Annotated in this window: 14 protein-coding genes and 1 pseudogene; 8 read left to right on the top strand and 7 right to left on the bottom strand. The window is 72.9% G+C overall.

Going from position 1 to position 21,455, the window contains the following annotated elements; genetic code table 11:
• Positions 1-32 precede the first annotated feature (32 nt).
• Positions 33-2,789, bottom strand: a complete 2,757-nt coding sequence (locus AB0J39_RS20440; RefSeq protein WP_363466900.1) for an immune inhibitor A domain-containing protein — start codon at positions 2,787-2,789, stop codon at positions 33-35.
• Positions 2,790-2,995: 206 nt separating this feature from the next.
• Here AB0J39_RS20440 and AB0J39_RS20435 point away from each other — a divergent pair, with 206 nt between their 5' ends.
• The 8 genes and pseudogenes from AB0J39_RS20435 (at position 2,996) to AB0J39_RS20400 (ending at position 14,290) form a co-directional block, all read left to right on the top strand.
• Positions 2,996-4,339: an FAD-linked oxidase C-terminal domain-containing protein gene (locus AB0J39_RS20435; RefSeq protein WP_363466928.1), complete on the top strand. Its 1,344-nt coding sequence runs from the start codon at positions 2,996-2,998 to the stop codon at positions 4,337-4,339.
• Between the two features lie 54 nt (positions 4,340-4,393).
• Positions 4,394-6,286: a protein kinase gene (locus AB0J39_RS20430; RefSeq protein WP_363466897.1), complete on the top strand. Its 1,893-nt coding sequence runs from the start codon at positions 4,394-4,396 to the stop codon at positions 6,284-6,286.
• A gap of 181 nt (positions 6,287-6,467) precedes the next feature.
• Positions 6,468-8,066 (top strand): carboxyl transferase domain-containing protein, encoded by a 1,599-nt coding sequence (locus AB0J39_RS20425; RefSeq protein WP_363466895.1) that lies wholly within the window; start codon positions 6,468-6,470, stop codon positions 8,064-8,066.
• A 67-nt stretch (positions 8,067-8,133) separates the two neighbouring features.
• Positions 8,134-10,065: pseudogene (locus AB0J39_RS20420) on the top strand (biotin carboxylase N-terminal domain-containing protein); the annotation flags it as partial.
• 470 nt (positions 10,066-10,535) lie between these two features.
• Complete coding sequence (locus tag AB0J39_RS20415; RefSeq protein WP_363466892.1) at positions 10,536-11,336, top strand: enoyl-CoA hydratase-related protein; 801 nt, start codon at positions 10,536-10,538, stop codon at positions 11,334-11,336.
• Entirely contained in the window at positions 11,333-13,120 is a 1,788-nt protein-coding gene (locus AB0J39_RS20410; RefSeq protein WP_363466890.1) for an acyclic terpene utilization AtuA family protein, read from the top strand. Before AB0J39_RS20415 ends, AB0J39_RS20410 begins: the two co-directional genes overlap by 4 nt.
• A 41-nt stretch (positions 13,121-13,161) precedes the next feature.
• Complete coding sequence (locus AB0J39_RS20405) at positions 13,162-13,377, top strand: hypothetical protein (RefSeq protein WP_182905752.1); 216 nt, start codon at positions 13,162-13,164, stop codon at positions 13,375-13,377.
• Positions 13,378-13,444: 67 nt separating this feature from the next.
• Positions 13,445-14,290 carry a helix-turn-helix transcriptional regulator gene (locus AB0J39_RS20400; RefSeq protein ID WP_363466887.1) on the top strand — a complete coding sequence of 282 codons (846 nt, stop codon included), beginning with the start codon at positions 13,445-13,447 and terminating at the stop codon, positions 14,288-14,290.
• 230 nt (positions 14,291-14,520) lie between these two features.
• Here the strand turns inward: AB0J39_RS20400 and AB0J39_RS20395 are convergent, their stop codons facing one another.
• The 6 genes from AB0J39_RS20395 to AB0J39_RS20370 all read right to left on the bottom strand — a co-directional run.
• Entirely contained in the window at positions 14,521-14,937 is a 417-nt protein-coding gene (locus tag AB0J39_RS20395; RefSeq protein ID WP_346224084.1) for a ferritin-like domain-containing protein, read from the bottom strand.
• Between the two features lie 62 nt (positions 14,938-14,999).
• Positions 15,000-17,264, bottom strand: coding sequence for a glycosyltransferase family 39 protein (locus AB0J39_RS20390; protein ID WP_363466884.1), 2,265 nt, complete (start codon positions 17,262-17,264; stop codon positions 15,000-15,002).
• A complete protein-coding gene (locus tag AB0J39_RS20385) occupies positions 17,261-18,433 on the bottom strand; it encodes a bifunctional glycosyltransferase family 2/GtrA family protein (protein ID WP_363466882.1) in 1,173 nt (390 codons plus the stop codon). Before AB0J39_RS20385 ends, AB0J39_RS20390 begins: the two co-directional genes overlap by 4 nt.
• A gap of 80 nt (positions 18,434-18,513) precedes the next feature.
• The gene (locus AB0J39_RS20380; protein ID WP_363466879.1) at positions 18,514-19,398 is read right to left on the bottom strand and encodes a glycosyltransferase; all 885 of its coding nucleotides are present in this window, start codon (positions 19,396-19,398) and stop codon (positions 18,514-18,516) included.
• 156 nt (positions 19,399-19,554) lie between these two features.
• Positions 19,555-20,985, bottom strand: a complete 1,431-nt coding sequence (locus AB0J39_RS20375; protein ID WP_363466877.1) for a HAMP domain-containing sensor histidine kinase — start codon at positions 20,983-20,985, stop codon at positions 19,555-19,557.
• On the bottom strand, positions 20,982-21,455 hold a 474-nt coding region (locus tag AB0J39_RS20370; protein ID WP_363466874.1), incomplete at its 5' end, for a response regulator transcription factor. The genes AB0J39_RS20370 and AB0J39_RS20375, both read right to left, overlap by 4 nt.

The raw sequence follows: 21,455 nt of genomic DNA, 5'->3' as shown, positions 1-21,455 counted from the left end.
GAACCGCGTGGGGCTTTACCAGCCGGCGGCGGCTACTTCTTGGCGGGAGTGATCTGGACGAGCGCCCCCAGGTTGGCCGGCAGCGGGCTGATCAGCTTGACCTGCACGCCGAGCTGCTTGCCCTCGTCGCCGGGGTTTCCGGAGCCGAGAACGAGGCCGTCGCCGAGGTCGGTGCCGTACAGGTCCTTCGCCGGGGTGCCGTCCGCGTTGACGACCCTCGTCGTGTACGGCTGGTTGTCCTTGGACGGGACGACGGCCGAGGAGTCACGCTGGCGGAAGTAGAGCGTGCCGTCACGGACCTCCAGGCCGGGGTACCAGCCCTTGGCGTCCGTGAACGAGGTCACCGCGGCCTGCTTGCCGAACGAGGTGCAGTACTCCGTGAACGGCTCGCCCTCGATGCACTCCTTGAACGGGTAGGTGCCGACGAAGTTGAACGCCGCGTTGGACGACTGCGGGCGGGACGGGAGGTTCTTCAGAACCGTCGGGTCCTTCTCCGCCGCCGTGCCCGTACGGCGCAGCGGGTCGAAGTGCGAGTCCACGATGAGCAGCTCGCCCTTCGGGCCCACCGACGGCAGGTCGAACGTGCGGCCCGAGACGTCGTTGTTGGCCACGGCGGTGTCGCGGTACCAGACCAGCAGGCCGGGGGCGTTGTACTTGACCTTCTCGACCTTCCAGGCGCCGTCGCGCAGCCAGGTCGAGTCGTAGGCGTACTGCAGGCCCTTGTCGAACCCGTCGAAGTTGCGCCACTCGGCCAGGTAGTACTGCGCCGCCTGCTCCCGGCCGGAGTGGATGACCCAGCCGGCGCCGGTGCTGTCGGTGAACGTGCCCTTGGTGGCCGTCCAGCCGTTGGCGCCGCCCTCGACGTCGTCGGTCCAGACCGCGGTGGCGCCGTTGTTCAGCGAGAAGTCGTCGTTGAACCAGCCGCGCTGCATGGACGCCGCGTCCGTGGCGTAGCGCAGGCGGATCTGGACGGACTTGCCCGCGAACGGCGCGAGATCGACGTACAGGTGGTGCCAGCCGCCGCTCTCACCGGTGAGGCCGTACTTCTTGCCGCCGTAGTCCTTCAGGCGGCCGTTGGGGTCGGCGTAGTCGTCGCCGGTGCTGGCGAGGCTGCCGTCCTCGTTGTAGATCTTCTGCTCGGTCCAGGTGGCGCCGCCGTCGGCGGAGACCTCGAAGAAGCCGAAGTCCCAGTCGGCCTCGATGCCCCAGTCGCTCCACCACCAGAACTTCGCGTCCGGCCCGGCCGGGACGTCGACGGCCCTGCTCAGCTTGTTGTCGGCCCAGTTCTGGTCGCTGTTGGACCACCACAGGTTCGACCCGCTGTGCGGGGTGGACATGATGTTCAGCTTCTCCGGCAGGTTGATCCGGACGCCGTCCTCGGTGCCCTTCGGCGTGCGCGAGGTCTGGCCGACCGCCACGAGCTGGGTCTTGCCGCCCTGCTCGATGACCTTCGGGTTGGCCCAGCCGAGCACCCACTTGTCCCACAGGCCCATGTGCGTCGGCATGGACTGGAAGATCGGCCCGGAGTGCGAGCCGCTCGACATCAGGTCCCAGAAGTCGACGTCGGAGTCGCCGGCGCCGGTGGTGTCGTACAGGTCCGGCAGGCCGAGGTCGTGGCCGTACTCGTGGGCGAACACGCCCACGCCGGAGTCCTCGGGCTGGAGGATGTAGTTGGAGATCTTGATGCTGGTGCCCGGAACCGTGTAACCGCCGGCGACGTCGCTGGAGTGGGCCCACAGGGCCATCGTGCCCTCGTTGCCGCCGCCGCCCGACTTGTCCTCACCGGCGTGGATCAGCACGAGGTGGTCGACGACGCCGTCGGGCTCGTCGAAGTTGCCGTCGCCGTCGGCGTCGGAGACGTCCTCGACGTCGTAGTCCGCCCACGGGAAGTTCGGGTTCGACTTCACGAGCGCGTCGACCGCGTCGACCGCGAGCTGGGCGGCGCCGCGCGGGTTGTCCGGGTGACCGGTCATGTCCTGCGGGTAGGTGTGGCACTTGCCCGCGCCGTACCACGCCTCGGAATGCGGCACCTTCAGCCAGCCGACGGCCTCACCGGTGACGGTGTAGGCGCCCTTCGACATCTCCTCGTACATGTTCTTCATGGTGTAGCCGGAGATGTCGATGCCCTTCTTGCCGTCCCGGGGGTCCTTCAGGTCCGGTCGGACCCGGGTCGTGATCCCCGTCGAGCTGTAGAGCATGTTGTTGTAGTGGGCGGTGTTGAAGTCCGCCACCCACATCGAGTTGTTGTCCTTGCCCCCACCTGCGGCGGTCGCGGGGTTGGGGATCGTGTTGTGCAGCGGCCCGTTCAGCTTGGTGCCGGGCGGCTCGGTGATGCAGTCGTCGACGTCGTCGATCGTCCTCGGGTGCGACCAGCCCGAGAAGTCGTCGTTGGCCTGGTCGTTGAACTCGACCAGCAGCGTGAGCAGCTTGGCGGTGCGGGTCGTCTTCGCCTTCTTGTAGATGAAGTCGAAGGGGTTCTTCCCGGTTCTGATCGCCTGCTTCTCGTGCTTGGCCAGCACACGCGCCGCGACCGGGTTGCCGCTCGCGAACTTGTGGTCGACGGCCCGCGCCAGGGCGGCCGTCCGCCTGGCGCCCTTGGCGGGGACCTTCTCCTCGGTGGTGGTGAAGTCGCCCTGCACACGGGGCGGCGCGTAGTTGATGTAGTGGTCCTTGGCGGAGGGCTGATAGCCCGCCGTGGGCGCCGCAGCCGCACCGGCCGCAGCCAGACCTCCTGCCGCCAGCCCTAGCGCGGGCACGATCGCGGCGAGACGCCGGATTCTCTTGGACAACGAGATCCCTTCCCGTCCGGGTTCCCCGGACACCCATGCACGGCGCGCCGGGATGAGCGCGCATGCGGGACCTTAAACGAGCGGGTAAAGGGAGGGTAAAGAGCCAGCCGGTATGGTTGTCAAAATGTGATCTGTACCGAAAACCGTTAATAATTCCGGATGAGACCCGATACCGAACCGTGCCGTAAAGTCCAGACGTGAACGAGATGACCTCCGCGCTCGCCGCGGCGCTGCCGGACGGGCGTGTTCTCACCGATCCCGACGTCACCGGCTCGTACGCCGGGGACCGCACCTTCGTGCCGCCGGGCAGGCCGCTCGGAGTGGTCCTGGCGGAGTCGCGCGACGACGTCGTCGCCACGATGCGCTGGGCGAGCGAGCACCGCGTGCCGGTGGTCCCGCGCGGCGCGGGCACCGGGCTCGCCGGCGGGGCGACCGCCGTCGACGGGTGCGTCGTCCTGTCGCTCGCGCGGATGACCGCGATCCGCGAGCTGTCGCCGCAGGACGAGATCGCGGTCGTGGAGCCCGGCGTCATCACCGCCGACCTCGACCGGGCGGCCCGCGAGCACGGCCTGATGTACGCCCCCGACCCCTCGTCGTACGAGATCTCGACCATCGGCGGCAACCTGGCGACGAACGCGGGCGGCCTGCGGTGCGTGAAGTACGGCGTGACCCGCGACTCCACGCTCGGGCTCGAGGTCGTGCTGGCCGACGGCCGCGTGCTCAGCACCGGCCGCCGCACGATGAAGGGCGTGACCGGCTACGACCTGACCGGCCTGTTCGTGGGGTCGGAGGGGACGCTCGGCGTGATCACCGCCGCGACGCTGCGGCTACGGCGAGCGCCCCGCGAGACGGCCACGGTCGCCGCCGAGTTCACCTCGCTGCGCGACGCCGCCGCGGCCGTGGCGGCGATCGTCGCCGCGGGCTGCCAGCCGTCGCTGCTCGAACTGATGGACCGCACGACCCTGCAGGCCATTGACGACTGGAAGAACATCGGGCTCGAGCCGTCCACCAGGGCGATGCTCATCGCCCAGGCCGAGGGCCCGCCGGACGAGATGGCGGCCCGGATGGCGGACCTGTGCGCGGCCGCCTCGTTCGTCGCGGTCTCGTCCACCCCGGAGGAGGCGGCCGAGCTCATCGGCATCAGGCGCCTGGCCTACCAGGCCAAGGAGCGGCTGGGCCAGTGCCTGGTGGAGGACGTGTGCGTGCCCCGCTCGGCGCTCCCCGAGATGATCACCACGATCGAGGAGGTCGCGGCCCGGCACAACGTGATGATCGCGACGGTCGCGCACGCGGGGGACGGCAACGTCCACCCGGTGTTCGTGTTCGACCGCGGCCTGACCGAGCCGCCGGCGGAGGTCTGGGCCGCGGCCGACGAGGTCTTCCGCGCCGCGCTCGATCTCGGCGGGACGCTGACCGGCGAGCACGGCGTCGGCCTGCTGAAGAAGCGCTGGCTCGAACTGGAGACCGGTCCGGTGGCCGCCGAACTTCACCAGGGCATCAAGCAGGTGTTCGATCCACTGAACATCCTCAACCCCGGTAAAGCCATCTGACCGCTGGTAGCGTTTGCCTCCATTGTGAGGTTGTAGGGGTAATCGGGGGCGATAGTGGCGTTAGAGGCTGGTGATCCGGCACGCCTGGGCCCGTTCACTCTTGTCGACCGGATCGGCGAGGGCGGCCAGGGGGTCGTCTTCCTCGGCCGGGGCCCGGCGGGCGAGCAGGTCGCGGTCAAGTTGCTGCACACCCGGCTGACGGCCGATCCGGAGGCTCGGGAGCGGTTCCTGCGCGAGGTCGCGCTCGCGCAGCGGGTGGCGCCGTTCTGCACGGCCCCCGTCCTGTACGCCGACCTCGCGGGCAACCAGCCGTTCATCGTCAGCGAGTTCGTGTCCGGGCCGTCGCTGCGGCAGCTCGTGGACCGCGAGGGACCGCGCCGGGGCGCCGCGCTCGAACGGCTCGCCATCAGCACGGCGACGGCCCTGGCCGCCATCCACCGCGCGGGGATCACCCATCGCGACTTCAAGCCGGCCAACGTCCTGATGGGCCCGGAGGGCCCGGTCGTCATCGACTTCGGCGTGGCCAGGGCGCCCGACTCGCCGCAGGCCACCGCGACCGGCGCGTCCATCGGCACGCCCGCCTACCTGGCTCCCGAGGTGCTGTCGGGCGGCACTGCGGGCGCCGCGGCCGACATGTTCGCCTGGGGCGTCACAATGGTGTTCGCCGCCACCGGCAAGCCCGCCTTCGGCGCGGACACGATCCCCTCGGTCATCACCCGGATCCTGCACGCGCAGCCCGACCTGGGCGATCTCGCGATGCCCCTGCGGGACATCGTCGCCGCCTGCCTGTCGAAGGACCCCGCCCTGCGCCCCTCGGCCGAGGACGTCGTCGCGCGGCTCACCGGACAACCCACCGCGCCCGTACGGCCCGCCGCCGCGCCGCCCCCACCCCAGGCGGCGGCGCCGGGGCCCCAGGCACCGGGATCGCACGGCCCGCAGCCACCCGGCCCGCAGGCACCCGCAGGAGGACCGCACGGCCCCGCACCGGCGCCGGGACCTCACGCACCGGGACCCCAGGCACCGGGATCGCACGTGCCCCCGTCCGGGCCGGGAGGTGCGGGGGCGCCGGTCCCGCCCGTACCGCGCCGGTCCGGCGCCGGCGGGACGAGGCCGCGGCGGCCGGTGCTGACATGGGCGGTGGCCGGGGTCGGCGTGTCGGCCCTCGCGGCGGCGGCCTTCCTCGTGCCGACGTTGGTCTCCGCCCGGCAGATCTCCTCCGAGGACGCCCTCGGCCCCGCCGCGTCACCCGCGGTGACGCCGTCCCAGGACGTGGAGATGCCCATCCCGCAGCCGTCCGAGCTGGTCACTCCCACCGGGCGCAAACCCGGCAAGCCCTCGCCGAGCCCTTCGGCACGACGACTCCAGCCGAGCGCGAAACCGGCCGTCTCCCCCACGCGCACCCGCCCGGCGCAGCCGTCGCCTTCCAAGGGGCCGGCCCAGGCCAAGCCCACCGCCGCCGCCAAGCCCACCGTCAAGCCCACCGGTGCCGCCGGGCTCACTCCTCCGCCCGCGAAGGCCACCCCCGCGCCGACCAAGGCGACCCCGGCGCCGACGAAGACCACCACTGCGCCCAAACCCAGCGCGACGGCCAAGGCCACCCCGACGAAGACCGCGGCGCCCAAGCTGAACACCTACACCGCCAAGGGCGTGTGCGGCAGTGGATACGGCGTCGTCGACTCGCACTCCTACGGCCAGGCGACGACGTACCTGCTCTACAACGCCTCGAACGGCTACAACTGCGTGATCACCTTGTCGAAGTACGTCATGTCGAGCAAGATCAAGATGAGCGCGGTGCTGAAGGTCCAGAACGGGTCGTCGAAGACCGACTCCGGCAGCTACACGGTCTACGCCGGGCCGATCCGGCTGCCCGCCAAGGGCAAGTGCGTGATCTGGGGCGGCGGCTACGGCACCGCCGCCTGGAGCAGTTCATGGTCGCACTGTGGCTGACGACGGTGGCTGACGACGGTGGCTGACGACGGCGGCTGACGACGGCGGCTGACGACGGCGGTTGATCGACGAACGGCCGAATCACGAGCGGCCGGGACGGCGAAGGCCGGGCCCGGCTCGTTGACGCGGCGGCGGCTCATCAGGAGGATCATCACGTGACAGAACTGGGTTCGGTGATGGCATGACGGTGCTCGTGAGCCGGCTGGACGCCTCCAGCGGCGAGTACGGCGCGCGGCGCGAGGCCATGCTGGCGAAGCTCGCCGAGCTCGAGGCCGAGCACGCCAAGGCCGTCGCCGGAGGCGGGCCGAAGTACGTCGAGCGGCACCGGGAGCGCGGCAAGCTGCTGCCCCGCGAGCGGATCGAACTGCTCGTCGACCCCGACTCGCCGTTCCTGGAGCTGTCCCCGCTGGCGGCCTGGGGCACCGAATATCCCGTCGGCGCGAGCGTCGTGACCGGCATCGGGGTCGTCGAGGGCGTCGAGTGCGTCGTCACGGCCAGCGACCCGACCGTCCGCGGCGGCGCGTCCAACCCCTGGACGCTGCGCAAGACGCTGCGCGCCGCCGAGATCGCGCTGCGCAACCGCATGCCGTACGTGAACCTGGTGGAGTCGGGCGGCGCCGACCTGCCCTCGCAGAAGGACATCTTCATCCCCGGCGGCCAGGTGTTCCGCGACCTGACCCGGCTGTCGGCCGCCGGCGTCCCGACGATCGCGCTGGTCTTCGGCAACGCCACCGCGGGCGGCGCGTACGTGCCGGGCCTGAGCGACCACGTCGTGATGGTGCGGGAGCGCGCCAAGGTGTTCCTCGGCGGCCCGCCCCTGGTGAGGATGGCGACCGGCGAGGAGTCCGACGACGAGTCGCTGGGCGGGGCGGAGATGCACGCGCGGGCCTCCGGACTGGCCGATCACCTCGCCGCCGACGAGTACGACGCGCTGCGGATCGGCCGCCGCATCGTGCGGCGGCTCAACTGGCGCAAGGCGGGGAACGTTCCGGCGGCCGGCTACGCGGCCCCGCTGTACGACGAGGACGAGCTGCTGGGCATCGTGCCGGAGGACCTGAAGGTCCCCTTCGACCCGCGCGAGGTCCTGGCCCGGGTGGTGGACGGCAGCGACTTCGACGAGTTCAAGCCGCTCTACGGGCCGAGCCTGGTCACCGGATGGGCGAGCGTCCACGGCCATCCGGTCGGGGTCCTCGCCAACGCCCGGGGTGTGCTCTTCGGGGAGGAGTCCCAGAAGGCCGCCCAGTTCATCCAGCTCGCGAACCAGTCGCGTACGCCGCTCGTCTTCCTGCAGAACACCACGGGGTACATGGTCGGCAGGGAGTACGAGCAGAGCGGCATCATCAAGCACGGCGCACTGATGATCAACGCGGTGGCCAACTCGACCGTGCCGCACATCACGATCGTCATGGGGGCCTCCTACGGGGCGGGCAACTACGGCATGTGCGGGCGGGCCTACGACCCCCGCTTCCTGTTCAGCTGGCCGAGCGCGAAATCGGCCGTCATGGGGCCGGCCCAGCTCGCGGGTGTGATGTCGATCGTGGGACGGGCCGCCGCGCAGGCGCGGGGGCAGGCCTACGACGAGGAGGCCGACGCGGCGATGCGCGCGGCGGTCGAGGCGCAGATCGAGTCGGAGTCGGCGGCGTTCTTCCTGTCCGGGCGGCTGTACGACGACGGGGTCATCGACCCCCGCGACACCCGTACGGTGCTCGGGTTGTGCCTGTCGGCGGTCGCGGGGGCGCCCGACGCAGGCCGGGCCGGCTACGGCGTCTTCCGGATGTGAACGGCATGCGCATCGACACCGTTCTCACCGGCACCGGGCTCATGCGGATCGGCGGGGGTGAAGGGTCATGATCGGGCGGCTGCTGGTCGCGAACCGCGGGGAGATCGCCCGGCGGGTCTTCCGCACCTGCCGGGAACTGGGCATCGAGACCGTCGCCGTCTTCACCGACGCCGACGCGTCCGCCCCGCACGTCGCCGAGGCGGACCGGGCCGTACGGCTGGGCGGCCCGTCGGCGTACCTCGACCCGGAGCGCGTCGTCGAGGCGGCCCGCAGGGCGGGAGCCGACGCGGTCCACCCCGGGTACGGCTTCCTGTCGGAGAACGCCGGCTTCGCCCGTGCCGTGCTGGACGCCGGGCTGACCTGGATCGGCCCCTCCCCCGAGGCCGTCGCCGCGATGGGCAAGAAGATCGAGGCCAAGGCGCTGATGGCGGAGGCCGGCGTGCCGGTCCTGCCGACCATCCCGCTGTCCCCGGACGGCCCGGTGGAGATAGCGGCTCCCGTGCTGGTCAAGGCGTCGGCGGGCGGCGGCGGGCGCGGCATGCGGGTGGTGCGTGACCCGGCCGACCTGGCCGGGGCCGTCGAGTCTGCCCGGCGGGAGGCGCTGTCGGCGTTCGGCGACGGGACGCTGTTCGCCGAGCCCCTGGTGGAAGGCGCCCGCCACATCGAGGTGCAGATCCTCGCCGACGCCCACGGCACGGTCTGGGCGCTCGGCGAGCGCGAGTGCTCGATCCAGCGCCGCCATCAGAAGGTGATCGAGGAGGCCCCCTCCCCCGCGGTCGGTCCCGAGCTGCGGCGCGAACTGAGCGAGGCGGCGATCCGGGCCGCCCGCGCGATCGGCTACCGGGGCGCGGGCACGGTCGAGTTCCTGCTGTCGGACGAGGGGTTCTTCTTCCTGGAAATGAACACCCGCCTTCAGGTGGAGCACCCGGTCACCGAATGCGTCTACGGAGTCGACCTGGTCCGGCTGCAGATCGAGGTGGCCGAGGGCGCCCACCTCGCCGCGCTGCCGCCGAGCCCGGTCGGGCACGCCATCGAGGCCCGGCTGTACGCGGAGGACTCCGAGGGCCGCCCGCGGAGCGGCGTGCTGCACCGCTTCGAGATCCCCGGCGTGGACGGCGAGTTCGGTCTCGGGGCGCGGCTGCGGCTCGACTCCGGGGTGGTCTCCGGCACCGAGGTGGGCGTCCACTACGACCCGATGCTGGCCAAGGTCGTCTCGTACGGCCGGGACCGGGCGGAGGCGGCCCGGCGGCTGGCGAACACGCTCGCCCGCGCGCGGATCCACGGGCCGGCGACCAACCGCGACCTGCTCGTGGGAGTGCTGCGGCACCCGGACTTCCTGTCCGGGGCGCTCGACACCGGTTTTCTCGAGCGGCACCCCGTCCCGGCGTCGCTCGCCGGTCCCGAGGCCGTAAGGCTGTCCGCGCTCGCGGCGGCGCTCGCCGGGGCGGAGGCGGGCCGCGCGGCCGCCCGGCGTGACGGGGTGCTGGGCGGGCTGCCGAGCGGCTGGCGCAACGTCCCCTCCCAGCCGCAACGCACCGCGTTCGGCACCGAGGACGGCGGACGCCTGGAGATCGCCTACCGGCTGACCAGGGACGGGCTGCGGGCCGAGGGCTTCGAGGACGTCACGCTGGTGGCGGCGGACCCGGGACGGGTGGTGCTGGAGACGGCGGGCCTGCGGCACACCTTCGAGGTGGCCGCCTACCCGGATGTGGTGCATGTCGATTCGGCGCTGGGGCCGGTCCGGCTCGCCCCGGTCGAGCGGCTGCCCGAACCGGCCGCGCATGTCACGCCGGGGGCACTGCCCGCCCCGATGCCGGGTACGGTCCTGCGTGTCGAGGTCAAGCCCGGCGACGTGGTCGAGGCCGGGCAGCCGGTGGTCGTGCTGGAGGCGATGAAGATGGAGCATCTGGTCGTGTCCCCCGCCTCGGGCACGGTGACGGCCCTGCACGTGACGCCGGGCGCGCAGATCGAGGCGGGCGTGCCGCTCGCCGTGATCGAGCCGTCGGCCCCGGGGGAACCCGGCGGCGGCCCGCACCTGGAAGAGCCGGGCGCGCGGCGCGGCCCGGACATCGGCCCGGACAACGGCCCGGACAACGGCACTGAGAACCGCCCTGAGCACGACACGATCGGCACGGCGACCGGCACGGCGACCGGTGCGGCGGACGACCAGGGCCCGGGCGCGGGCGGCGGCGCGGAGACCGGCTCCCCCGCAGGCCCTGCAGCCGACCTCCCGCCGCCCCCGGAACCGGGCCTCCCCCCCACCCCGGAAGCGGGCCTTCCGTCGAGCCCGGAAACGGGCCTTCCGTCGAGCCCGGAGACTGACCTTCCGTCGCCCCCGGAGGCCGGCTCTGCGGCGGCCTCGGAGGCGATGCCTGCGGCGGCCCCGGAGGCGGCCCCTCCCGGGAGCATGGAGACGGGCGCGCGGGGCACGGACACCGGTGCGAATCCGGGCAGGGAGGCGGCGCAGCCATGAGCGAACCGCAGGAGGTCCTGGTACGCCGGGAGCAGGCGGGCGGCGTGGCCACGATCACGCTCGACTCGCCGCACAACCGCAACGCCCTGTCGTCCCGCCTGCTGCGGCAACTCGACGACGCCCTGTCCTGGGCGCTGGCCGACCCCGCCGTGCGGGTGATCGTGCTGACGGGCGCAGGACCGGTGTTCTGCGCCGGCGCCGACCTGAAGGAGCAGCGCGGCGGAGGGGCGCCGGTCACCGCGTCGTTCCCCGACATCATGCTGCGGATCTGGGAGAGCCCGAAGCCGGTCGTGTGCCGCCTGAACGGCACGGCCCGGGCGGGCGGCCTCGGCCTGGTGGCGGCATGTGACTTCGCCATCGCCCCGGCGACCGCGTCGTTCGCCTTCACCGAGGTGCGGCTCGGGGTGGTCCCCGCCATGATCGCGGTCACCTGCCTGCGCCGTCTGGACCCCCGGGCCGCGGCCGAATACCTCCTCACCGGCGAGGTCTTCGGGGCCGCGCGCGCCGTGGAGATCGGCCTGCTGACACGGGCCGTCCCGGAGGAGGACCTGGACGCGACCGTCGCGCACTACACCGGCATGCTGCTGCGCGGCGGCCCCGAGGCACTGGCGATAACCAAGCGGCTCGTGCGGGAGGTGCCGCTGCTGCCGGTCGAGGAGGGGTTCCGCGCGATGGCCGCACTGTCGGCGGAGCGCTTCACCTCCGCGGAGGGGCAGGAGGGCATCCGGGCGTTCGCGGAGAAACGGCCCGCGGCCTGGGTTCCGTCGGAGGTCACGGCCGGAGACGCCGGGCGATGACGGCGGAGGCCGGGCGGCCGGGACCGATGCGGGTCGCGAACTGCGGCGGTTTCTACGGCGACCGGCTGTCGGCCGCCCGGGAGATGGTCGAGGGCGGGCCGATCGACGTGCTCACCGGCGACTGGCTGGCCGAGCTCACCATGTCGATCCTCGCCGGCAACCGGCTGAAGGGCCGCCCCGGCTACGCCCGCACCTTCCTCACGCAGATGGAGCAGGTTCTCGGCACCTGTCTCGACCGGGGGATCAGGGTCGTCGCCAACGCGGGCGGCCTCGACCCCGCCGGCTGCGCGGAGGCGGTGTCGGCCCTGGCCGACCGGCTCGGGCTGCGCGCGGCCGTCGCCCACGTCACCGGCGACGACCTCATGCCGCTCGCCGCGCCGCCGGTCCACGCGGACACCGGCGAGACCCTGCGGGCCACTCCGCTGACCGCCAACGCCTATCTGGGCGGCCGGCCGATCGCGGTGGCGCTGGAGCACGGCGCGGACGTCGTCGTCACCGGGCGGGTCACCGACGCAGCCCTGGTCACCGGGCCCGGCATGTGGTGGTTCGGCTGGGACCCCGGCGACCTCGACCCGCTGGCCGGTTCCGTCGTCGCCGGGCACGTGATCGAGTGCGGCTGTCAGGCGACCGGCGGCAACTACGCCTTCTTCGAGGAGGTGCCCGACCTCGCCCGCTGCGGTTTCCCCATCGCGGAGTTGTACGCCGACGGGTCGAGCGTGATCACGAAGCACCCGGGCACCGGCGGGCTGGTCTCGATCGGGACCGTGACCGCGCAGCTGCTCTACGAGATCGCCTCGCCGCGCTATCTAGGGCCGGACGTGACCGCCCGGTTCGACACCATCCGGCTGGAGCAGGAGGGGCCCGACCGGGTCAGGATCACGGGCGTGCGCGGCGAACCCCCGCCGGACACCCTGAAGATCGCCGTCACCTACCTGGGCGGCCACCGCAACACGATGACGCTCGTGCTCACCGGCCTCGACCTCGCCGCCAAGGCCCGGATTGCGCAGGAGGCGATCTGGGCCCGCGTCCCGCGCGAGTCGTTCGAACAGGTCCACGTGGAACTGACCCCCCTCGGCGCGGGTGACGGCCCCGGCACCCCGAGCGGCCCCGAAGCGGGCGGCGCCGGCACAGGCGGCGTGGGCACGGCCGGGACGGCGCTGCTGCGGATCACGGTCATGGACCCCGATCCGCGCACGGCCGGGCGGGCGTTCTCCTCCGCGGTGGTGGAGACCGGCCTGGCGAGCTACCCCGGCTTCTACGGCCTGACGCCGCCCGGCGACGCCTCTCCCTACGGCGTCTACTGGCCCTCGTCGATCGAGGCTCGGGCCGTGCTCCCCGTGGTGACCGTGGACGGGCTCCGCGTCGAGGTGCCGTACGCTCCGCCCGGTCCGGTGCTGGGCGAGCAGGCGGGAGGACCGCCCGGCGACGCCGTCGTGCCGCCGTACGCCGGGGATCTGTCGGCCGGGGTGGTCAGGCCGCTCGGCCTGGTCGCCGGCGCCCGCTCGGGCGACAAGGGCGGCGACGCCAACCTCGGCGTCTGGGTGCGCGACCCCGCCCGATACCCGTGGCTCGCGGCGTTCCTGACCGTGGACCGGCTCAGGGAACTGCTGCCGGAGGTCGGCGGCCTGCCGATCGACCGGTTCGCGCTGCCGAACCTGCACGCGCTGAACTTCGTCGTCCACGGGCTGCTGGGCAGAGGCGTGGCCGCCAGCCCGCTTCTCGATGCCCAGGCCAAGGCGCTCGGTGAGCGTCTTCGCGCCGTGTGCGTGCCCATCCCATCGTGACTAGGATTGCCCGCGATTGCCGCGAATCGGGAGAAAAGGACATGCGTTTGCGCTTTCTCGGCTCCACGTCCGAGGCGGGGGCCTGCCCCTCCCTCTACGAGACCGACCGCGGCACGATCGTCGTACAGGGCCTGGAGGTCGTGGACCGTGAGGCCCGCGCCGACCTGCGCCACGTGCTCGACGGGGAGACCGCGGTCGAGGTGCCGAGGGAACTGCTCGTCGAGATCGCCCGGCGGGTCCTGTCCGATCACGATTGAGGGCCGCCGTCTGGCATGATCCGGCGCGCCGGGTCTACCTTGGACCGCACCACGGCCGGAGGTGGAAGTGAGCGGTTTCCATCAGGCCCGCATGGACCTGGGAGCCCAGCTACGCCAGTTGCGGGAGAACGCCCGGCTGTCCGGGAAGGACCTCGCCGAGCGGCTGCGCTGGCAGCCGTCGAAGGTCTCGCGCATCGAGAACGCGCGCCAGACCGCCACCGAGGACGACGTGACCGCCTGGGGGAAGGCGGTGGACGCCGACCCGCATGTGATCGACGACCTGATCCGGCAGGCGGCCGGCCTGCTCGAGCGGCACGACTCCTGGCGGCAACGGCACAGGAACGGCCTCGCCGCGCTTCAGGAGGACATCCGCGAGCTGGAGACGCGCACCCGGCTGTTCCGGGCGTTCGAGCCGGGCGTGGTGATCGGCCTGCTGCAGACCACCGAATACGCCAGGCACATCTTCGGCAAGGTCAGGCGGGTGCACGAGCCTGCCGACGACGTGGACGACGCGATCCGGGTCCGCATGCGCCGCCAGGAGATCCTGTACGACCCGGCGCGGCGGTTCCGGTTCGTCATGCCGGAGGCGGTGCTGCGTTACCGGCTCGCGCCCCCCGACGTGATGCGCGGCCAGCTCGACCGGCTGATCGCGGTGACCACGCTGCCCAACGTGGAGTTCGGGCTGCTGCCGTTCGAGGCGCAGTTGCCGTCCGCCCTGATGAACTCGTTCTGGCTCTACGACGACTGCCTGGTCGGGGTGGCGACCAGGACCAGGGACCTGCTGCTGCGCGACGCCGCGGACGTCGCCTTCTACGCCCAGGCGTTCGAGGAGTTCTGCGAGGTCGCGGCCTTCCGCGACGACGCGAGAGCGCTGATCGTGCGCGCCCTCGACGACTACGCCCGGCCGCGCTGACAAAGCGCGCTGACCAAGCGCGGCCGAGTATTACGACAACCCACCACGCCGACCCATCGCGGCCGAGTATCGCGCCGACGAACCACGCGACCCACCGCACCGACCTGTCGCTCCGAGCCATCGCCGCCGGCCATTCCGCCGTGCATTGCGCCGGCCCATCATGCGGCCCACCGCGCCGAGGCCGCGCCGCCGGGGCACGCGCCGTACCCCGGCTCGCCCCGCCCGTCAGGTCACTTACCGAGGGCGGTCTGCAGGTCCATGACGTGGTCCTGCGTCTGCTGCAGCAGCGGGCGCAGCGCCTCGGCCACGTCGCTCAGGCCGAGCTCCTGGGCCTGCTCCACGCGCTCGCGGTAGCGGCGAAGCTGCTCCTGCTCCAACTCGAGATCGAGCCGGAGCGCGTCCGCGCCGTCGGTCGCCACCGGCACTTCGGGGACGCGGACGCTCGGCACGCCGCCGAGGAAGTCGATCTGCTCGGCCAGCGTGCTGGCGTGGTTGAGTTCCTGGCCGAGGTGCTCCTTGAGCTCCTCGATGATCGACAGGTACTCCGCGCCCTTGATGGTGGCCGCGTGCTGCACGTACTGCACGATCGAGCGGTACTCGCTCTCCAGATCCTCGTTCAGCAGGGCGATGAAGCCCTCCGTGTCCATGGGAATCCTTTCGTCGCTCCAAAGGCCCATCACGTACCCGCTGAGGAGGCGGCCGAACGCCGTCAGCCCAGCTTGTAGAGCACCGAGCCGCCGCCGACCGTGCCACCGTCCGTGCCACCGTCCGTGCCGCCACCAGTGCCGCCACCAGTGCCGCCACCAGTGCCGGCGTCCGTGCCCCCGTACTCCGCGGCCTCGACCCGTGTGCCGTGCGCCTTCACCCACTCGGTGACGTCCGCGCTCGCCCCGCGCGAGGGTCCGAAAGCGCCCTCGCCGAGGAGGATGTACCGCAACCTGCCTTCGGACACGTACCGCTGCAGCTTCTCCACCGTCATCGCCGGGTCGGAGCCGGTGAACCCGCCCATCGCGATGACCGGCTCGCCCGTGGACAGGATGAGCGACGACGCGCTCTGCGCGCTGTCCACCGCCACCAGCCAGGTGGCGCTCCCCTTGTTCCGCTTCAGGTACGCCGCCATCGCCGCGTCCACCCGGCCGCCGGGCCCGCCCGTGCCCCGTCCGCCCTGCCGGTCGCCGTCCTGTGCGTTCCCGTCCTGTGCGTTCCCGTCCTGTGCGTTTCCGTCCTGTGCGTTCCCGCCGGGCGGGATCATGCCGCCGGGCCCGTCCGGCCCGCCGGGGCCATCGAAGGCACCGAAGCCACCGCGGCCGGACGGTCCTCCCCTACCCTGAGACGGCCCCGCCGTGGGGTTGGTGCCGTTCACCGCCGAGCCCAGCGGCGTCAGCGCGTACGCCGCCGGACCGGCCAGCCCGGCCGTGACCGCCGCGGCCAGCGCCGCCGCCGTCACCCGCGCGGCCGTCCGGCCCTCACGCCCTGCCGGAGCGCCGCGCTCCGGTGCCGTGGAGGCGCGCGCCGTAACCGCCAGGGCGAGCGCCGCGACGGCGGTCGCGCCCGCCACCGCCCAGGCGAGCCACGGTACGAAATCGGGCGTACGGCGTAGCACGACGAACGACCAGCCCCCGGTCACGGCGACCGCGGCGGCCAGGACCAGCCGCCAGGCGGCCGAGACGCGGGCCGCCCGCCACATCAGCACGCCGCCGATGCCGCTCAGCGCGGCGATCGCGGGGGCCATCGCGGTGGAGTAGTACGGGTGGAAGGTCCCGCTGGAGAAGCTGAACACGGCGTAGTGCACGACCAGCCAGCCACCCCACACCAGCAGCGACGCGCGGACTGCGTTCCCGGCCGTTCCCTGCGCCGGCTCGGGGCCCGGCCTCGCGGCCAGGACGAGGCCGCAGACCAGGGCCACTGCGGCGAACGGGAGCAGCCAGGAGATCTGCCCGGCCATGACGTCGTTGAACAGCCTGCCCGCGCCGGACGCGCCGCCGAAGCCGCCACCCCCGCCACCACCACCGAAGCCGCCGCCAATGCCGCCGCCAATGCCGTCGCCAATGCCGTCGAACGCGCGCGTCACGCCTTCCGCGGCGTCGGCGGGCAGTCGGCCCGGGCCGCCGCCGTTGCCCGCGCCGCCGAAGATCCGGCCGAGGCCGTTGTACCCGATCACCAGGTCCCGGACGGTGTCGTCCGTGCTGCCGCCGATGTACGGCCGCGAGGACGCGGGCCACCGGTCGACCACGATCATCCACCACGCGCTGGTGACGACGAGGACCGCCCCGGCGGCCGCCAGGCGCCCGAACCGGCGTACGACCGTCCCCGGCGCGGCGTGGAGATAGGTCAGCGCGAACGCCGGCAGCACGAGGTACGCCTGGAGCATCTTGGTGTTGAAGGCGAGGCCCACCAGCGCGGCGGTGACCAGCAGCGTGCGCAGGCGCCCGGTGCGGATCGCCTCCAGGCAGAACCATCCGGCCGCCACCAGCAGCAGCACCAGGACGGTGTCCGGGTTGTTGTCCCTGTCGATGGCCACGGTGATCGGGGTCAGCGTCATGACGAGCGCGGCCGGCAGGGCCGCCGCGCCGGCCGCGCGTGCACCGAGCCCGAGCAGCGCCCGCCGTACGGCGGAGTGGACCAGGGCGACCGACCCGACCCCCGCCGCCGCCTGCGGCAGCAGCATGCTCCAGGTGCCGAAGCCGAAGATCCGGGCCGACAGCCCCATCACCCACAGCGCGAAGGGCGGCTTGTCGACCGTGATGTACGACCCGGCGTCCAGCGCGCCGAAGAAGAACGCCTTCCAGCTCTTCGTGCCGGAGTAGATCGCGGCGGCGTAGTAGTCGTTGGCGTACCCGTTGCGGCCGAGCGCCCAGGTGTGGAGCACCGCCGCGAGCGCGAGGACGGCCCACTTCCCCCAGCGCAGAAGCGGCGTCACGCGGTCCGCCGGGGCCCGGTGGCCGATCGGGGTCGCGGGAGCGAGGACGGTCACCGGACGTCCTTCCGGGGTGCGAAGACCCAGGATCGCAGGAGCAGGAAGCGCAGCAGGGTGGCGAGGCCGTTGGCCACGATGACGGCGGCGAGCTCGGCCGCCCGCGACGCGCCGCCGGGCAGCGCGGCCAAACCCCCGCTGGTCAGCGCGAGACCCGCGACGAAGGCGACGAGCCCGCCGAGGTGATGCCTCAGGGCGCCCGCCCGGCCGCGTACGCCGAAGGTGAAGCGGCGGTTGGCCGCGGTGTTGGCGACGGCCGTGACGAACAACGCGATCGCGTTGGCCGCCACGGGGTGCAGCACCGAGCGCAGCGTCCAGAACAGCGCCAGGTGCGCCGGCGTGCTGATCGCCCCGATCACGGCGAACGCCGGGATCTGCGTGCGCACCGACGTCCGGGAGGGCGGCGCGGCCGGGGCCGCGAGACTGCCCCGGGCGACCCGCCACATGCCCTTCAGGTCGTCGACCGCCGTCCTGACGATGTCCACCCTGCTGTCGGGGTCGTCCACCCAGTCGACCGGCACCTCGTGGATGCGCAGCCCGTGCTGCTCGGCCAGCAGCAGCAACTCGGTGTCGAAGAACCACGCCTCGTCCCGCACGGCGGGCAGCAGGACCTGTACGACCTCGGTGCGGGCCGCCTTGAACCCGCACTGCGCGTCGGAGAAGCGCGCCCCCATGAGCGAGCGCAGCAGCAGGTTGTAGGACCTGGAGATGACCTCGCGCTTCGGCCCGCGCACCACGGTGGACCACGGGGACAGGCGCGTCCCGATCGCCAGGTCGCTGTGGCCGGTCATCAGCGGCGCGACCAGCGGGAGGAACGCGTCCAGGCCGGTCGACAGGTCCACGTCCATGTAGCCGACCACGTCGGCGTCGCTGGCCTCCCACACCCGCCGCAGCGCCCGGCCGCGGCCCTTCTGGTCGAGGTGGACGGCACGCACTCCCGGCAGCTCCCGGGCCAGCCGCAGGGCGACCGTCCAGGTGCCGTCCGTGCTCGCGTTGTCGGCGATCGTCACGCGGAAGCCGTACGGGAAGTCGCCGCTCAGGTAGGCGTGCAGCCGCCGCACGCTCGCGGCCAGCACGCGTTCCTCGTTGTGAACGGGAACGACCACCTCGACCAGGCGGGTCCTGCGGGACGCGCCCGCCACCGGCCCGGAAACCATCGTCATGCTCATGCGCCCACGCTCGCGAGCGGGGATGGGACGGCTCTGAGGCGTTCATTAACCCCGGATGAGAACGGCCCGGGAGGCTCCGGTCAGACGATCGGAGGGCGGCCCGCGAGGGTGAGCCGTGCCACGGTGGTCCAGGACATGGGGCCGCGCTGCCCGTGCCCGCCCTTCAGTCCCTCGCGCAGCCCGCGGAACCAGACGGCGAGATGCGCGCGGGAGCGGATCCGGGCGACGCTGACCACGGTCCAGACGGCCAGGTAGACGGGGATGAGCGGGGCCGGCAGCCGGCGATAGGCCACCCACACCCTGTTGCGCGCGACGAGGCGGTAGTAGGGGGCGTGCCGCGCGGGGTCGGTGGCGGGGTGGTGGACCACGACGTCCGGCGCGTAGTGGCCGGTGCGCCCGAGGTCCCACAGCCGCCAGCTCAGGTCGACGCCCTCGTGGAAGAGGAAGAAGTGCCCCGGCCAGCCCCCGGCGGCTTCGTAGTCGGCGCGGCGGACGAGGACGACCCCTTCGGCCATGACCGTGACCGTGCCCGGCCGCGTGGCCGTGCCGGAGCGCAGGCGCGGCACCCAGCGGCGCAGCGTGACCCCGGTGTCGGGGTCGGCGATCCGCGGCTGCACGTACGCCGCCCCGGGACGGCGGCGGGCCACGGCGACGAGCCGGGCGAGGGTGTCGGGGGCGGGCAGGACGGCGTCGTTGTCGAGGAAGAACACGAACTCCCCGGCGTCCGGCCCGGCGAGGGCGTCGGCGCCGATGTTCCGGCCGGCGGGGATGCCCTCGTTGACGGGCAGGGCCACCGTGCGGGCCCCGGCGGGCACGTGGTCGGGCTCCACGCCGTTGCCGACGACGACCACGCGCAGGTCGACGTCGCGCTGGGCCAGGAGCGACGCCATCGCCCGTTCGAACGGCTCGGGCCGGTCGTTCATGGTGAGCACCACCACGTCGACGGTCGCCTTCGGGCTGGTCATCCTGTCGCGTCTCCCGCACGGGCTCGGCACCTGGTGGAGCGAGCGGGATCTCGTCATCCGCCGTTCCCGTCGCGTCAACTCGTCACCCTAGTGGTGTTCACCTGCGATTTCCTGCCGATCGCGATCCCCGGCTCGTCCGGGCCGTCACGCGGGCCGTCAGGCCTCGGGCGGGGCTCCGGGGAGTTCGACCGTGGCGAGCGTTCCACCGCCGGGGGCGTTCTCGAGGGCGACCCGTCCCCCGGCGTCCCGTACGGCCTGCGCCACGATCGCCAGGCCGAGGCCGGAGCCGGGCAGGCCGCGCGCCGACGGTGAGCGCCAGAACCGCTCGAAGACGTGCGGCAGTTCGTCCTCGGGGATGCCGGGACCCTCGTCGCGCACGGTCAGCACGCCGCCCTCTAGCCGTACGGTCACCAGGCCCCCGGGCGGGCTGAACTTCACGGCGTTGTCGAGCACGTTCACCGCGGCCCGCTGCATGCCGCGGGCGTCCCCCCGGACCTGCCACGGCTCCAGGCCGACGTCGAAGCGCAGCCCGGGACCACGCCGCCTGGCCCGCTCGACCGCCGACGCCACCACCTCGTGCAGGTCGATCCCGGACGACAGCTCGCCGCTCTCCGCCTTCCTCGACAGCTCCAGCAGGTCGCCGATGAGGCTCGACATCTCCTCGAACTGCTCCTTGACGTTCGCCAGCAGCCGCCGCTTGGCCGAGGGCTCGATGGCCCGGCCGGTGTTCTCGCTGCGCAGCAGCAGGTCGATGTTGGTGCGCAGGCTGGTCAGCGGGGTGCGCAGCTCGTGCCCGGCGTCGGCCACGAGCCGCCGCTGGCGCTCCTGCGAGCTGGACAGGGCGGCGGTCATCGTGTTGAACGACCTGCTGAGGCGGGCGATCTCGTCCTCCCCCTCGACCGGGATCGTCACGCTCAGGTCCTCCGTCCTGGCCACGTGCTCGACCGCGCCGGTCAGCCGCTCCACCGGGCGCAGCGCCGTACGGGCCAGCCAGAGCCCGGCCACGGCGGCGCCGAGCACGCCGAGCACGCAGACCGAGCCGAAGACGAGGGCGAGGATGCGCAGCGTCTTGTCCATCTCGGCGGTGGAGCGGAATACGCTGACCGTCACCGGGCCCTGCGGCAGGGGCGGCTCCGCGAACTGCGCGGCGTCCTTCGGCGGGCCGCCCGGACGCGGCTCATACCTGAAGGTGTAGACGAGCACGGAGGTCCCGTCGGTCGTGACCGCGTCGCGCAGCACGGGCGTGCCCCCGGAGGCGGCCATCGCCCGCTCCCGCGCGGTCGGCGTCACCAGGGCCGACCCGGACGCGACGCACACCGAGCCGTCCGCCATGACGACCTGCCAGCTGCGCCCCGAGGGGTCCCAGTCGGGGCGCGGGCCCTCCTTGCGCCCATGACCCGCGCAGTCCCACAGGGCGAACCCGACCTGCTGCGCCGGCGGCCGCAGGTCCGTGATCGAGTCGACGATCTGGCCGCGCATCTCGCCGCGGACGAGCAGCCAGCACACCGCCGCCGCCACCGCGACGGCCAGGGCGACCGCCGCCGCGATCAGCAGCGTGAGCCGGGATCGCAGCGTACGGCGTCTCATGGCGACGACCGCAGCACGTAGCCGACCCCGCGCACGGTGTGGATGAGGCGGGGCAGCCCGGCCGCCTCGGTCTTGCGCCGCAGATACATCACGTACACGTCGAGCGAGTTGGACGACGGCTCGAAGTCGAAGCCCCACACCTCGCGCAGGATCTGCTCGCGGGTGAGCACCTGCCGGGGATGGGTGAGGAACAGCTCCAGCAGCAGGTGCTCGGTGCGGGTGAGGTCGAGCCTGCGGCCGGCCCGGGTGACCTCCCAGCTCGCCGTGTCCATCCGCAGGTCGCCGAAGGCGAGGACGTCGCCGCCGGCCTCGTTCTGCGCGTACCGCCCGCCGCGCCGCAGCAGCGCCCGCACCCGGGCGAGCAGCTCGTCGAGCTCGAACGGCTTGACCAGGTAGTCGTCCGCTCCGGCGTCCAGGCCGGAGACGCGGTCGCCGACGGCGTCGCGCGCGGTCAGCATGAGGACCGGCAC

This window comes from Microbispora sp. NPDC049633, assembly GCF_040675265.1.
Lineage (GTDB): Bacteria > Actinomycetota > Actinomycetes > Streptosporangiales > Streptosporangiaceae > Microbispora > Microbispora maris.
This window is presented reverse-complemented; position numbering and strand designations above follow the sequence as displayed.